We start from the raw sequence: 15,070 nt of genomic DNA, 5'->3' as shown, positions 1-15,070 counted from the left end.
CTTTTGTCCTTAGCTAATCCATATGTATACACCTCAACCTCACAGCGTTTAGTAAATTCTTCATAATACTCCTATCTACCTCTTATAAAAATAGAACTCAGTACATTTTTTATAAACTTCTCCACATATCTATACCTTAATATTTTTCATTTGTTTCCTCATATGCATTTTACCTAAACTTAATTATATCATTAAATTAAAACTTACTAATGTGATCTTCATATTTTAATATTTACTATATTTTTCAGATACTACATTGTCCCACTTCACACCTACTATGATAATATTTCCTAAACAATAAATCCTAGGAGGTAAAATATGAAATGGTATTTAGACTTTGGTCATGGAGGCAAAGATCCTGGTGCTTTAGGATCTAATAACACAAAAGAAAGTAATACAGTATTAAAAATTGGTATGCTAGTTAAATCCAAACTTGAAAAACACTCAGAAAAAGTAATGACAACTCGTGAATCAGACACATTCTATTCCTTAGAATACAGAACCAATAAAGCAAACAAAAATTCATGCGACTACTTTATTAGCATCCACATGAACTCATCTACAAATAAAACTGCAAAAGGAAGCGAAACTTGGGTATATGACTCAAACAGTAAATTATATAATTTAGCTAAAAATCTATCATCAAATTTATCAACTAATCTAAACACACCTAATCGTGGGGTAAAAGAATCTAAAAAATTCTCAGTACTTAAAAATACTAAAATGCCCGCACTACTTATAGAAATAGACTTTATATCTAACCCAGAAGTAGAAAGCTTATGTACTAATGACTCTTATATAAAAAATGTAGCTGATACAATAGCATCTACGCTACTTTCATTTGTGGGAAAAGATATTGTATTAGATGACGATATGATTGACTCCAAACTTTATAAAGTATGTATAGGTGCATTTAAGAATAAAAGTAATGCTACTCGTATTAAAAATGAAGCTATTTCAAAAGGTTTTAAAGATACCTATATAATTTGACCCCCCCCCTCGTGAAACGCTACCCCCTATAATTACAATACAAAAATAGGAGTTAGAATTGTTTTATCAACAATCTCTAACTCCTATTTTTATTATAAATTTAATATAAATTTTCTAATCGTAATCAACTTATATTAAGTTATATTTTTGTAATAATTCTTCAATTACAGTTCCTGAAATTTCTTTCTTAATTATATCTAATTTAATTTTATCTAATAATGGTAGCTTAACTTCTTTTAGTTTTTTACCATCCATCATCTTAGAAGTTGAGTCAAGTAACACCCTAATGTCATAACAAGAATTAAACACTTCAGGAACTCCACGGTCAACATCAAGTAGTGTATATACAGCTTCCATAGCAGTTCTTACAGAGTACTCTGTTGTAAATACAGTATCACGGACAGTATCTGCAAATTGACCAATAAATGCAAAGTTAACAGCTTTATCTGGTACTACTTTTGGTCTATCTCCAGCTGTTCTTGGCATAAAGAATGAAGTAATGTATGGCATCATACAAGGAATACAATGAGCAGATTTTTTTGCCATCTCAGGAATTTCATCTACTGGAACTCCTAAGTGATATAGCCATTCTTGAGTAATTTCATATCCTGTACATTCTTTCATTGGTTTTTTTATGAAATCTCCATCTACATCAGTAAATAATCCATAAACCCATACAACAAGCTCATTATCTGGTTGAGCTTTAAAATGTGGTTGTCTGTTTAAAGTATAGCTCATTAGCCAAGATGAATCTTTAACTGTAACAATTCCTCCTGTAACAACTTTTCCACTAAATGGGTTACGTTTACATATTTTTTCTATATATGGTGGAATCTTATTATCTAAAGTAGTTATAGTAGCAGATTCCCAATTAGTTTTATTTATATCAGTACAGAATTTATCAGGTCTACCAAAAGAAGGATCTTGTGCGGCTATGTTTTTCCAAAGTCTCCAGCAACCACCTTCAGTAGTGTTTAAAACTGGTGCATGATCATCATCACCTAAAGATGAATTTTCTGTACAGCTACCATTTGTAATAAATACTAAGTCATCTTCTACTAAATCAATAGTTTCTTCTTTTCCATCCTTAATGCAAACAATTTGTTTTGCTACTTTTTTATCTTTTGTTATTTCAAATTTTACATTGGTAACAGTTGTATTATATTGAAAATGAACGCCATTAGATTCTAGATATTTAACCATAGGTAAAATTAATGATTCATATTGATTATATTTTGTAAATTTTAAAGCTGAAAAATCAGGAAGTCCACCAATATGATGAATAAATCTTTGGATGTATCTTCTCATTTCAACCGCACTATGCCACTCTTCAAAGGCAAACATAGTTCTCCAGTATAGCCAAAAGTTTGATTCATAGAATTCTTTTGTAAATACATCATCAATTGTTTTATCATATAAGTCTTCTTCTTTTGCCATAAATAATTTAATTATTTCCATAGATGCTTTTTCTGTTAATCCAAATTTTCTATCTGTGTGAGCATCTTCTCCACGGTTAACTGTAGCCCTCATTAAAGAATAATTTGGGTCTTTTTTATTTAACCAATAAAATTCATCTAATACAGAAATTCCTTCAGTTTCTATTGAAGGTATTGATCTAAATAAATCCCATAAGCATTCAAAGTGATTTTCCATTTCACGTCCACCACGGATGATAAATCCCTTCTCAGGATTATCAATTCCATCACAAGCTCCACCTGCTATGTCCATTTCTTCTAATATATGAATATGTTCACCTTTCATTTGTCCATCACGAACTAAAAAACATGCAGCAGCTAAAGATGCTAAACCAGCTCCAACTAAATATGCTGATTTTCTATCCACACCTTCAGGTTTTAGTGGACGTGCAAATGCTTCGTAATTCCCATTACTATAATACATATAAGTCATCCCCTATACTTTAAAGCTTATTTATTGTAAAAGCTTTATTAGTTTGTTCATTAATATAATATTCCCATTTAAGATTTTATTATATAGACAATATTAAGGTTTTGTAAAAATTTTAAGCATATGTATAAATCTGTAAAAAAATTAGACAAATGATAATATTTGTCTAGTTTATAGCTTTTATTTATTTTTGTACTAATCCCATTTATCTGTTCTGTATCGCTCTAAAGCCTCTTCTATATTTCCACAAATTAATGTATTTAATCTCTTAATAATATCTTTAGGGTCTTCTTTCATTCCTTTTTTAATCCATTCAAGGACAAGTCCTACAAATCCATATTTATAAAAATCTGCAATGAATTCTTTATCTTTTTCCCTAACTGCCATATCTTTTGCTTTTTCTTCTACTACTCCCATAAGAAGTAATTGTGCTTCATTGTATAAGTAACGTTCTAGATGTTCTCTACTTACAGAGTTGAATGTGTTTAATACAAAGGATTTATTTTCTAATATGTAGTCAAATATATGTTCAAATCCTTGTTGCCAAGTATCATATGTCTTTTTACCATCTAAAGCTCTTGTTGCTTCGTCTGTGTAAACCCAATCTAGTAAATCGTAAATATCCTTGAAATGATAATAAAATGTCTGTCTATTTACTCCACAATCTTCTGTTATATCTATTACTTTTATTTTTTCTAATGTTTTTTGTGCTAGCATTTTTTTCAAAGATGCAGCAAATGATTTTTTAGTCATTTGAGACATCTGTATCACCTCCATTATTTTAAACTTATAAATTTTTTTATATCCTTTTTATCAAATATTTTTTACTATTTTATTCTTTTTACCCAAATTATCACAATAATATTATGATTCAACCTGAAACATGCCTTTATTTCAAATTATTCTTTCAAATATTTTTTTCAAATACTTTCTTTGATGGCTTAAATACCTTCCCCCTATAATTATCTTAACAATACAAAAGGAGGTGAAACACATGGCTGTTAGTGAAACTAAAAATCCATCTGCTTTAAAGATAAAGCTAGATTGTGGACTTAATGATAATGGTAGAACTATTGTAAAATCTAAAACTTATTCTAACTTAAAACCAGATGCACAGGCTCAAGATACATTAGATGTTGCAAGAGCTATTATATCCCTACAAGTTCACGATGAACTTGAGATAAATAAGCAAGATAATACTATCTTGAATTAGTTATCTAATAAATTTATTTGAAAGGAGGTATTTTAATGGAAACTACAAAGAGGTTGGTAATGTCTTTTAAGAATACTTTGGGAAGAGTTGTTTCTATATCAGTTGATGATCCTAGAGAAGATGTAACTGAAGCTGAGATAAAAAAGGTTATGGACATGATAGTTGAGAAGAATATATTTGTTCCTAATGGAGCTGATATAGTAGAAACTGTTGAAGCTAAGGTAGTTGTGACAGATACTACTGAGTTTGATTTAGTTGTGTAGTAAGTAGGATATGGTTGGCTTCGGGATAAGGAGTTAGAGTTGTTTCATTCACACAAAGACCAAAGGGCGGTCTTTAAGTGTTTCTTCAACAATCTCTAACTCCTTTCCCTTTGCCTTATTCTTTACTACTTTTTTTGGAGATTATGATGAGGGAGGTATTTTTATGAATTCGGAAATTCAAACACTTATTGCTTCTGTTGGTTTTCCTATTGCGCTTAGTATGTATTTACTAATTCGTATAGAGGGAAAGCTTCAGACTTTATCTGATAGTATTAATGAACTTAGTAAAAATATTAATATTATGAAGTTTAAGTAAAAAAGACAGGCTTTAGTAACCTGTCTTTTTTTATGTTTTAATTAATTATTTTTTCTTAAATTCCTTGTTATCTAAAATAATAACCCCTGATGTATCTTCCTTTGCTACCTTCTTTGTGTGATTTACAAGTTTTATAATATCTTTATATGATTTTTTTGCTCCTTTTACAAGTAAAGGTACTCCTATAAAATCAATTTTTAGCCACCTAGAAAATAGTCCCCCAAATGTCATTGGTAATGGAACAGTTGGGGATGTATTTGAAAATATAATTTTTTCATCTAATACCTTTTGTTTATGAAGCATAGAAGCTAAGTTATATAATCCTGGAATTAATACCTTTGAACGACCTCTTCCTATAGTATATACTTCGTTTCCATCTTTATCTTTTCCATGATAAAAAAGTTCTCCACGATTTCCATATACTAACTTATTAAAGTTAGGTAAATTAAGTATTTCATCCTTAGTCGGTTCTCGAGTTTCATCTAACATTTCTAAATGATAAGCCATTGCTAAAATAGATGAGTGAGTACCTCCATAACAATTGTATATGTATATCATTTAAATCACCTAATTTCTTATTTTTACTTTATTTTAATAATTGTAGTATATACCTTAAATCTTGGAATTAAACAACATATTAACAAGTTATATCTAAGGTCTTCAATATTTTTATAATAAAATAAATTTGGATTTAAAAAGGCTCTAGTATAAACTGCTAGAGCCTTTAACTTTATATATTAAAAAGTTTTTTTAATTACCTTTTACCTTAAGCCATTTTAATGCATTTTTTAATTTTACTGGATTACCATACATTAATGTAGCCATTCTATATATCTTAGCACCACCAATTCCTGCTAATACTGTTGATGCTATTAGTATTAATGCAGATATTATAAACTCCATTAATGTAGCATAACCTGTTGCAACTCTTACTAGCATAGTCATTGGAGATGAAAATGGTATATATGAACAAACTTTTATTAGTGTACTATCTCCATTATTTAACCCGTATATACTAATAAAAAATACTACAACAAATATCATTACTATAGGTCCAATACTTGAGCCTATGTCTTCTGTCTTTGATACTAAAGCTCCTAATGCTCCAAATATAAATGAATAGAATAAATAACCTAATATTCCAAATATAGCAAATGTAACTATTAATTCTGTAGGTATTTTAAATACATTATCTAGGATTCCATTCCAAACGTCACTATTTACCTTATATGCAATAAGCGCTGATGACATTATTACTCCAACTTGCACTATACTTGCTATAGCACCTGCAATGACTTTACCAAATATTAAATTATTTGTATTTGTACTTGTTACTAATACCTCTATTGCTCTATTACTTTTTTCTGCAGTTATACCCATGGCAATTAATTGGCCATACATTATTATCATCATATATATAATGAAAATTAACATATATGCGTAAAAGTAATTATTAGCACTGTCTTTACCTAATATTTCAACATTTGAAACCACTTGAGTGTTATAAATTGAATCAACCTTATTAAAATCTATTCCTTCACTAGTGATTTTATTTTCTCTATATTCTTTTTTCAAAAGTTCATCAAATATGTATTTATTTTCATCATTAAACTTAGTATTTTGAACAACATAATCATACTCAGTTAAACTTTTTACATTAAATCCTGCTTCTACATCTTTATTTTTTACTAACTTATCTAATTCATCTTGGTTTTTTACAACTTTCCAATTTGAGTTTTTAAAATAAGTATTTAACTCTTTTTTATCAGGAATAACATTATTTTTATCATATATTGCAAAGTTAGTTTTATCTTCATCTACAGACTTTTCTGATTTAGCTTTATCTCCTACTGGTAATATAGATGACATATCTATAAAGTTAGGTAGGGATAGACCTATTACAATTGCTGCTGCAATTATTACAGTACTTATTATAAAAGATTTCTTTTGAAAATAATTGCTAAGTTCAAATTTTAATACAGTAAGAAATTGCTTCATTATTCTTTACCTACTTTCTTTACAAATATATCTGTTAAGTCTGGTTCATATACAGCAAATTTTTCTATGTCTATATTTTCTTTTAGTATATTTTCTAAGAATTGATTTTTAGTTGTACTGTTAAGTAACTCTAATACTAAATAATCTTTTTTAATCTCATTTACAATTACTAAATCGTTAAACTTCTCTTTGCATATAGATTCTAAATCATTTAGTGACAAGTTATTTGCACTTAATATTAATCTATTGTTACCGAATTCTTTTTTTATTTCTCTAAGATTTCCACTTAATACAATCTCACCTTTATTTATTATAGCGATTTCTTCACAAAATTCTTCGACATAACTCATTTGATGACTAGAGAATATAACTATTTTTTCTTTACTTATTAATTCTCTAACAGTATCTTTAAGTATTTGCGCATTTACTGGGTCTAAGCCACTAAATGGCTCATCAAGTATAACTATTTCTGGGTCACATACTAGGGTTTGTGCTAGTTGAACTTTTTGCTGATTTCCTTTTGATAAACTATCTAATGTTCTATTTGCGTATTCTTCTATACCTAGTTTTTGAAGCCATATTTTTGCGCTTTCTTTTGCTTTCTTAGCTGGGATTCCTCTAAGCTGAGCTAAATAAACTATTTGTTCTGTAACTTTCTTTTTAGGATATAGTCCTCTTTCTTCTGGTAGGTATCCAATTTGATAGTCTCTTGGCTTAAACTTCTTTCCATCTATCAATATTTCACCTGAATTGGCTTTAAAAACATCCATTAATATACGAATTGTTGTAGTTTTTCCTGCTCCATTTCTTCCTAATAATCCAAGTGCCTTGCCACTTTCAACTGAAAATGATATGCCATGTAGTACTTCGTTTTCTGAAAAACTTTTTCTTAGCTCTTTTACTTCTAGCTTCATATTTTCCCCCTATTTTAAAAAATGATTTCCATATAATAGTATATTAACTACCTTTATATTACAACTAAAAAGACACATTTCTATTAATAAACAGAAATGTGTCTTTTTAATTATTTTATCTAGAATATAAATGGTGGGAATATAAAAGGATATGCTAGTAGTGATAGACCTACTAAACGAGAAAACGGAATTCTTCTTCTTCTATATCTTCTAAATCTTCTAGGACCAAATTGTCTTTGATTCCCTTCACCTTCTCCTTCTACCATATCTTCTCCAATCAACATAGTAACATTATCATCATCGACACCTTCAATGATACCATCAAGCATACTTCCATCTCTCATTGTAAAAACTACATGATAATTCATTAACTCTCTACATTTATCTTGAAGATTACTGTCATTTCTATTTGAATTTCTATTTAAATTTGATTTATTTGAATTCATTTTTATCAACTCCTCTCTGTATATGATATTCATTTTTGTCAAAAAGGGAACTACTTGTTTATATAAATATTTATTAAAAACTTTTCTTTCAAACTATTCTCAATCAACCTATCATTCACCCTTATGTTCCTACTATCCACAATTTTATCTATAATTTATATTTATTAACTTACTGTTATAATCAATATTTTTTTCATCTATTTTCTTAAAATTTAATAATCATAACAATCATCTACTAAAACTAAAAAAGAGTTTTATCAAAAATTAAAAAAACCGCATCATTTATTTATGATACGGTTTAAATGTATACTAATATCTAAAATCTAAAAGCTTATTTTTTAATTGTTCTTCAATATTTCTTAATTCTTCTTCAGCTTCTCTACGTTTTTGACGTCCTTCTGTTTGTATATTAAGTATTTCATCAAGAGTTGAAATTAATGATTCATTAGTAGCTTTAAGTGTTTCAATATCAACAATTCCTCTTTCAGATTCTTTTGCAGTTTCTATAGTTGAAGTTTTTAATATCTCTGCATTTTTACGTAAAAGTTCATTTGTCATATCTGTTACTTCTCTTTGAACTTTTGCAGCATTAGCAGCATGGGCAACTCCAAGTGCTAAAACCATTTGATTTTTCCAAAGTGGTATAGTATTTATAATTGTCGATTGTATTTTTTCAGACATTAATGAGTCATTATTTTGAATTAAACGGATTTGAGGAGCCATTTGTAAAGAAATCATTTTAGTTAATTCTAAATCGTGAATTTTCTTATCAAATCTATTACAAAGAGCAACAAAATCATTTAATTCTTGAGCATCCTGAGGGTTACCACTATTTTTTGCTTTTTCTTGTAATTTAGGAAGTTCTTCTTTTTCTAATTTTTGAAGTTTCTTTTTCCCAGCTAAGATATACATAGAAAGTTCTTTAAAATATACTTTATTTATTTCATACATCTTATCTAGCATAGCGATATCTTTTAAAAGTTGTATTTGATGCGATTCAAGAATGTTACACATTTTACCAATGTTATTTTCTACATTCTCATATTTTATTTTCATTTGGGAAATCTTATCCTTACCTTTTTTAAAGAAACCTAAAATCCCTTTTTTATCTTCAGAGTCTTCAAAGTTCTTTAATTCATAAACTACACTAGATAGTACTTCCCCTATTTCACCTAAATCTTTAGTTTTTACATTACTAAGTGCTGACTGTGAAAAATCAGAAATTTTCTTTTGAGCACCTACCCCATATTGTAAAATAGAATTTGAATCCTTTATTTCTATTTTATCTACAAATTGATCAACCATCTTTTTTTCTTCTTCTGTAAGTTGGATTTCATCAACTATTTTTTCTTCTACCTTTTCTTCTTTTAGTCCTAAATCAATCACTTCATCTTGAAATGGTTGAAAAGTTAATTCTGGTTTTATGTCAATAGACCCTTCTTTAAATTCATCACTCATTTTTTATGCCTCCCTTTTGTTTAAAAATTACTTTTTAAAATCATCTTCTGCTAGTCCCTCTTGTTTGAATAATGTTTTAAGAACAGAGATATCTGTAGAAATATCTAAAACAACATCTTCAAATAAATCATCTAATAAATTTTCAAAGGCGCTATTAATAAGGTCAATACTCTTTTCAATTTCAATCTTAGCATTTTCTATATTCTCACCTTGAACTAATTGATTATTTATATCTTTGTATGAATTAATTAATTTTATAGTAATAGGAAGATAATGATTTATAAATTTATTAACTTCTTGTATCTTATTAGGATTTTTTTCAACCTGAATTAAGATTTGGTTTGAAATATTTCCTAATTTGTCTAACTTTACAGCTATTTCTTCTTTAGAAAGCTCATTTCTTATATTTTTTATTTGTTCAATATAATTTCTTCCTATCTTAATAGTAGATTCTACTTCATTTTTTTCTAAATTTTCTATTTCTTCATTTAATTTTTCATTATTAGTTTCTTTAGCTATTTGTTGCTTTTGTAAGTTTAAATAGTCATTATAAACTTCATCATTTAACATAAAATAAGTTTTTTCTTCATCTATATGACCTTCTAAGAACATACCTAAATCAATCATTTTACTTAGGTCTTTAACAACAAAACTATCTTTCTCTTTAGCAAATTTAGCTAGGTCTTTAATTAAGAAATAATTATTGTCCTCAATAAATCTTACATACTTCTTAAAACGTTTTACTCTTTTTCTTAAAGTTATTCCTCTTAGTAATAAACCTATACTTACTACAAGTAATAAAAATGCAGATACAAAGAGAATGTTGCTTCCTATCATACCAAATAATATCTTAAATATTATAAATATCAACACTGAAGAACCATAAACTAAACATCCACTAATACCAAATAATATATAAAGTATTCCCGACATACTTCCAGCTGGTCTTTTACTAATATATTTTGATATATCGTTTTTAGCTTTTTTATTTAAACGCATATATTTTTCACTATATCCATTAAATTTTGATTTAACTTGGTTTAAAGTATTCTCAGTTTTATCGTTAATATCTTTTTTCAAATTAGCAAAATCTATTGCTTTTAATGCATTGCTAACTGTAGACATAATTTGATCTTCTAAATTAGATAAATCTTTTTTATCCATTATCTTGCCTCCAGATTATTTTTCTTATATTAACATAACTATAGATATATACTATACTGTTATTTTAATATTTTAAATCTATTATATCTTATAATTTAGCTAATTGTAACTACTAACTTAAAAATACACTTATTGGAATTATTTTAAAATACGCTTTTAGTCTTAAAGGCAAATATTATATAAAAAGTAGTTTTTTTAAGTAGTAATTTCTATAAGATAATTTTTAAAAAGTTGATTTATTCTATTATCTTAAATATAGCAATTCATTATAATATAGTTTATAAATATATTACTACTTATGATACTGTATTTTTCTAAAAAAAATAGCCCTAGGCAATTTATATAAATGCCTAAAGCTAAAGGAATTATATGTTTTTGATTTACTCACCTTTTCTAGTATCATACTTACTAATGTGTTGCACTCCTATAAATATAAGATTTATTAGTTCTGTTAGGTTTTTCCATTGTGATTCCTTTGAATCTAGATAATAAAAGTTTTTTGTTCCTTCTTTTCGTACATTTACAATTTCTGCTTCTTTAAGTATTTTAAGATGATGAGATACAGCTGGACGTGAAAGATGAGTTTTTTTTGTAATTTCCCCTACTCTAATTCCATTAAAGTCACTTTCTAGTAGTGTAAGTAAAATCAACTGCCTTGTTTCATCACCCATAGCAGAAATTGCCTTTTGACATAGTTTAAATTTTGATGTTATTTCTTTTAATCTTTCTTCACATTCTTTTTCCATAATATTTACCTCACACTTATAAGTATCTTACATTAGCTGTCTCTTTTTGTGCGCTACGTCTATATTTAACATCTGGATATCCAATAACTAGAGTTGTAACCACATTATCGTTATGTTTTAGGTTTAATTCTTTTTTTAGTTTTGATGAACGATTTGCTACAACTGTAAAAAATCCACTATAAAGTACCCCTAGACCATAAGACTCTGCCATTAATGCCATGTTTGATGCTGCAAGTGAGCCACTAATTTTATCTTTAGTTACTACCATTATTGCAATAGGTGCCTTTTTGAAAAAGAAGTCATCATCAATTTCAACCTCTTTTGCACTTTTCATAAAAAGACTTACAATTGGTTTTATTTTTCTAAAAAATGTTACTGCAGTTTTTTCATACTTATCTTTGTTATTATCTAAAACAATGTATGATACATCTTGTGTATTTTTAGCACTAGGGGTAAATCTACCTGCTTCAATAATTTGTTTTATAATTTCTTCAGATACTTTTTTATTTTTAAATTTACGAATAGTTCTTCTTGATTTAATTGCCATTAATAATTCATCTGGATTTAAAGTAGGTTGTTTTGAATATTCTATTGGTTCTTCATCAAATCCAGTTAGTGTAATAGCTCCTGTTGGACATATTGCTGCACAGTGACCACACTTTATACAGTCTTGATTTTTTATTACTGATTTTTTATCTTTAATAATTATATTATTTACTGGGCAATCATTTTTGCAAAGACTACACCCAATACAAAGGTCTTTGTTAACTTCAATTATGTGTTGTTTTTTCATAATATATTCATCTGCCTTTCGTTTATTTGTTTAAACTATTATAGCATTTAAATATTTAAAAATTTCATTGGTAAAGAATTTGTTTACCATTAAATTATTTTACTATACAATAGTAACTTCTTTGAAAATATCCACGCCAAGATTTAGTCTTTTTTTCGATTTTCACTTTATCCCCTAAATAAGTCCCTATATTTTTTGCTATGTTACGATTTTCTATTGTAATTTTTCTATATCCATTATTCTCAACAATTATATGTGTATCATAAATATTCGCTCCTATTACTTTCCCTGTTAACATGATTTTTTCAGTTTCAATGCCAGTAAAAAATAGCACACAGAGTAAAAAACAAATTGTTTTTGTCTTCTTTGACATCCTTTAACCCCTTCTCATAAAACAATACCCCTAAGTATTAATTGTTAGTTTAAGTATATCAGTTATAGTCTAGTAAAACACTATACCCTCTAATTTAGTTTATTTATAGTACTTATCAAGCTTTTATTTTCATTTTAATAATTTAAAATAGAAAATCTAATCATAGGATAGTAAACAGTATCTTTTCCACTTTAGCACATATTTTTATTTATTATTACCTAAACTATTTGTAAATTTTAAAAAGGAGTAATATCAAATGAAAAAATTCTATTTTACTTTATTTTTATTCGCTACTCTCTTAGTAGGCACTGTCTATAGTCAAAACCATTTATTTGCTCAAGCACCTTCTTCAAGTTCTGAGCAATCAAAAGACTACCAAAGTGCTTATACTGATATTTTTAATAAAATGAAAGAAGGCATGAATGCTGCCCAAAATACAGGTAATGTAAATTTGGATTTTGTTTTAGAAATGATACCACATCATGAAGGTGGCATTGATATGGCAAAAGCTATTATAAAATACGGTACTAATGAGGATGTAAAAAAAATTGCCCAAAACATTGTTACTTCTCAAGAAGCTCAAATTCCTTTAATGCAACAGTTAAAAGCTAAATTTGAAAAAGAACCTCTTTCAACAAAAGAGGATTCTCAAAATTATATAAAAAATTATGATGAAATAAAATCAACTATGTTTAAAGAAATGGAGAGCGTTCCTTTAACTGGCTCTGCTGATGAAACATTCCTAAGACAAATGATTTATCATCATGAAGGTGCAATTGCTATGTCAAAAAACATTCTTAAATATACTCAAAATGCTAAACTTAAATCTCTTGCAGAAAATATTGTAACTACTCAAAGTCAAGGTGTTAATGAAATGAAAAATCTATTAAAGACTATGAAGTAGTTATAAATTTATTAATTAATAAATAAAAAGGATTAAGCCAACACCGACTTAATCCTTTTTTATTATAATTATTTTAATAGTGAAATTTTTGTATCAATTATTTCTGGCTCTCTTTTAAATAAGAATTCACCTTTTCTAACAGAACAATTAACTCCAACTCTTTCTAGTATTGCATCAAATTCATCTTTTGCATTTAATACTATAAAGTTGGCATCCTTGCCTTCTTCTATTCCGTATTTATCTTGTATATGAAGAGTTTTAGCACCATTTACTGTTATTAAATCTAGGGCATTTTTAATTTCTTCAAATGACATCATCTGGCAAATATGAATTCCTGCATCTAGAATATTCATTAAGTTTCCATTTCCAAGTGGATACCAAGGGTCTGAAATTGAGTCTTGTGCAAAACAAACATTAATACCAGCATCATTTAATTCTTTAACTCTTGTAAGTCCTCTTCTCTTTGGATATGTATCATATCTTCCTTGTAAATGAATATTTTCAGTTGGGCATGATATAAAGTTGATTTTTGATAATGCTAAAAGTTTAAATAGTTTAAAAGTATATGCATTATTATATGAACCCATAGCACAAGCATGACTTGCTGTTGTAAGTTCTCCTATTCCATTCATATAAGCTTCAGCAGCTAATAGTTCAAGAAATCTTGATTGTTCATCGTCTGTTTCGTCACAGTGAATATCAATTAACTTGTTGTATTTCATAGCAAGTTCTACAGTTTTCTTTACAGATTTTTCTCCCATTTCTCTTGTAAATTCAAAGTGAGGTATAGCCCCTACTACATCAGCACCCATTTTTAATGCTTCTTCTACTAATTTATCCCCATCTTTATATGAATACATTCCCTCTTGAGGAAATGCTATGATTTGTATATCAACTAAATCTTTTACTTCTTCTTTTAATTCCATAATTGCTTTTAAACAAGTAAGCTTTGGATCTGTTACATCTACATGTGTTCTAAGATATTGAGTCCCATATAATATTTCTTTTTTTAGTGCAACTCTTGCTCTTTCTTTGATTTCATCTACTGTCATCTTTGATTTTGTCTCAGACCATCTTTGAATTCCTTCAAATAAAGTTCCTGTTCCATTAGTTGCACCATCCATACGAGCTGTATATACATAATCTAGATGAATATGTGGGTCAACATAAGGTGGAACAACTAAATTTCCTTCTAAATCATAAGTCTCTACATCTTTATATCTTTTAGAAAGATTAGGACCTATTTCTTTGTATTTTCCATTTTCAACAAGTAAATCAACTAATGTTTCATTCCCTTTTAATCTAGCGTTTTTAAATAATTTTTTATTCATTTTAATAATCCCCCTTCTATTATTTTTAATATTTCATTAGTTACATCCAAAGTCTAACATGAAAATATACACTAGTCATTGTACTAATCATACAATAATCCTTTAATATGACTGTGCACATAAAGAACATATTTTAGGATGTTTATTTGTATTTTTTGCACATTGTAATGTGGCATTTCCAAAGTATATACTGATAGTGCAATGAAATTTCTTGAAAATAAAAAAGCTCATTGTATAAAAAGTACTTAAGGGAAAA

17 protein-coding genes are annotated in these 15,070 nt (G+C 27.7%); 5 read left to right on the top strand and 12 right to left on the bottom strand.

Annotation, left to right across the window (positions count from 1 at the left end):
• Positions 1-318: 318 nt before the first annotated feature.
• Positions 319-990, top strand: coding sequence for an N-acetylmuramoyl-L-alanine amidase family protein (locus ATCC9714_RS05270; protein WP_057544660.1), 672 nt, complete (start codon positions 319-321; stop codon positions 988-990).
• Between the two features lie 129 nt (positions 991-1,119).
• On the opposite strand, the gene ATCC9714_RS05265 is transcribed toward ATCC9714_RS05270, so the two are convergent.
• Together ATCC9714_RS05265 and ATCC9714_RS05260 are read right to left on the bottom strand one after the other, a co-directional pair.
• Positions 1,120-2,889, bottom strand: coding sequence for an oleate hydratase (locus ATCC9714_RS05265; RefSeq protein WP_057544659.1), 1,770 nt, complete (start codon positions 2,887-2,889; stop codon positions 1,120-1,122).
• 201 nt (positions 2,890-3,090) lie between these two features.
• The gene (locus tag ATCC9714_RS05260) at positions 3,091-3,657 is read right to left on the bottom strand and encodes a TetR-like C-terminal domain-containing protein (RefSeq protein WP_021128498.1); all 567 of its coding nucleotides are present in this window, start codon (positions 3,655-3,657) and stop codon (positions 3,091-3,093) included.
• Positions 3,658-3,889: 232 nt separating this feature from the next.
• Here ATCC9714_RS05260 and ATCC9714_RS05255 point away from each other — a divergent pair, with 232 nt between their 5' ends.
• The 3 genes from ATCC9714_RS05255 (at position 3,890) to ATCC9714_RS05245 (ending at position 4,687) form a co-directional block, all read left to right on the top strand.
• On the top strand, positions 3,890-4,108 hold the full coding sequence (locus ATCC9714_RS05255) for a DUF1659 domain-containing protein (protein WP_021123657.1): 219 nt from the start codon (positions 3,890-3,892) through the stop codon (positions 4,106-4,108).
• Between the two features lie 35 nt (positions 4,109-4,143).
• The gene (locus ATCC9714_RS05250; RefSeq protein WP_021123656.1) at positions 4,144-4,371 is read left to right on the top strand and encodes a DUF2922 domain-containing protein; all 228 of its coding nucleotides are present in this window, start codon (positions 4,144-4,146) and stop codon (positions 4,369-4,371) included.
• 163 nt (positions 4,372-4,534) lie between these two features.
• Entirely contained in the window at positions 4,535-4,687 is a 153-nt protein-coding gene (locus ATCC9714_RS05245) for a YvrJ family protein (RefSeq protein WP_021128501.1), read from the top strand.
• A gap of 45 nt (positions 4,688-4,732) precedes the next feature.
• On the opposite strand, the gene ATCC9714_RS05240 is transcribed toward ATCC9714_RS05245, so the two are convergent.
• The 9 genes from ATCC9714_RS05240 to ATCC9714_RS05200 form a co-directional block, all read right to left on the bottom strand.
• Positions 4,733-5,245, bottom strand: coding sequence for a DUF3189 family protein (locus tag ATCC9714_RS05240; protein ID WP_057544658.1), 513 nt, complete (start codon positions 5,243-5,245; stop codon positions 4,733-4,735).
• 192 nt (positions 5,246-5,437) lie between these two features.
• Positions 5,438-6,685 carry an ABC transporter permease gene (locus ATCC9714_RS05235; protein WP_057544657.1) on the bottom strand — a complete coding sequence of 416 codons (1,248 nt, stop codon included), beginning with the start codon at positions 6,683-6,685 and terminating at the stop codon, positions 5,438-5,440.
• The gene (locus ATCC9714_RS05230) at positions 6,685-7,599 is read right to left on the bottom strand and encodes an ABC transporter ATP-binding protein (RefSeq protein WP_057544656.1); all 915 of its coding nucleotides are present in this window, start codon (positions 7,597-7,599) and stop codon (positions 6,685-6,687) included. Before ATCC9714_RS05230 ends, ATCC9714_RS05235 begins: the two co-directional genes overlap by 1 nt.
• Before the next feature lie 119 nt (positions 7,600-7,718).
• Positions 7,719-8,045, bottom strand: coding sequence for a hypothetical protein (locus ATCC9714_RS05225; RefSeq protein ID WP_021123650.1), 327 nt, complete (start codon positions 8,043-8,045; stop codon positions 7,719-7,721).
• Between the two features lie 309 nt (positions 8,046-8,354).
• Positions 8,355-9,503 carry a toxic anion resistance protein gene (locus ATCC9714_RS05220; RefSeq protein WP_057544655.1) on the bottom strand — a complete coding sequence of 383 codons (1,149 nt, stop codon included), beginning with the start codon at positions 9,501-9,503 and terminating at the stop codon, positions 8,355-8,357.
• Between the two features lie 27 nt (positions 9,504-9,530).
• Positions 9,531-10,667, bottom strand: coding sequence for a 5-bromo-4-chloroindolyl phosphate hydrolysis family protein (locus tag ATCC9714_RS05215; RefSeq protein WP_057544654.1), 1,137 nt, complete (start codon positions 10,665-10,667; stop codon positions 9,531-9,533).
• Positions 10,668-11,047: 380 nt separating this feature from the next.
• Entirely contained in the window at positions 11,048-11,413 is a 366-nt protein-coding gene (locus tag ATCC9714_RS05210; protein ID WP_021123647.1) for an ArsR/SmtB family transcription factor, read from the bottom strand.
• Positions 11,414-11,429: 16 nt separating this feature from the next.
• Positions 11,430-12,206, bottom strand: a complete 777-nt coding sequence (locus tag ATCC9714_RS05205; RefSeq protein ID WP_057544653.1) for a nitroreductase family protein — start codon at positions 12,204-12,206, stop codon at positions 11,430-11,432.
• A gap of 94 nt (positions 12,207-12,300) precedes the next feature.
• A complete protein-coding gene (locus ATCC9714_RS05200) occupies positions 12,301-12,579 on the bottom strand; it encodes a hypothetical protein (protein ID WP_057544652.1) in 279 nt (92 codons plus the stop codon).
• A gap of 256 nt (positions 12,580-12,835) precedes the next feature.
• Here ATCC9714_RS05200 and ATCC9714_RS05195 point away from each other — a divergent pair, with 256 nt between their 5' ends.
• Positions 12,836-13,483 (top strand): DUF305 domain-containing protein, encoded by a 648-nt coding sequence (locus ATCC9714_RS05195; RefSeq protein WP_057544651.1) that lies wholly within the window; start codon positions 12,836-12,838, stop codon positions 13,481-13,483.
• A 68-nt stretch (positions 13,484-13,551) separates the two neighbouring features.
• Here the strand turns inward: ATCC9714_RS05195 and codA are convergent, their stop codons facing one another.
• Positions 13,552-14,814 (bottom strand): cytosine deaminase, encoded by a 1,263-nt coding sequence (gene codA, locus ATCC9714_RS05190; protein WP_057544650.1) that lies wholly within the window; start codon positions 14,812-14,814, stop codon positions 13,552-13,554.
• Positions 14,815-15,070: the final 256 nt, after the last annotated feature.

The sequence above is a fragment of the Paraclostridium sordellii genome, from assembly GCF_000953675.1.
In the GTDB taxonomy this organism is placed as follows: domain Bacteria; phylum Bacillota; class Clostridia; order Peptostreptococcales; family Peptostreptococcaceae; genus Paraclostridium; species Paraclostridium sordellii.
This window is presented reverse-complemented; position numbering and strand designations above follow the sequence as displayed.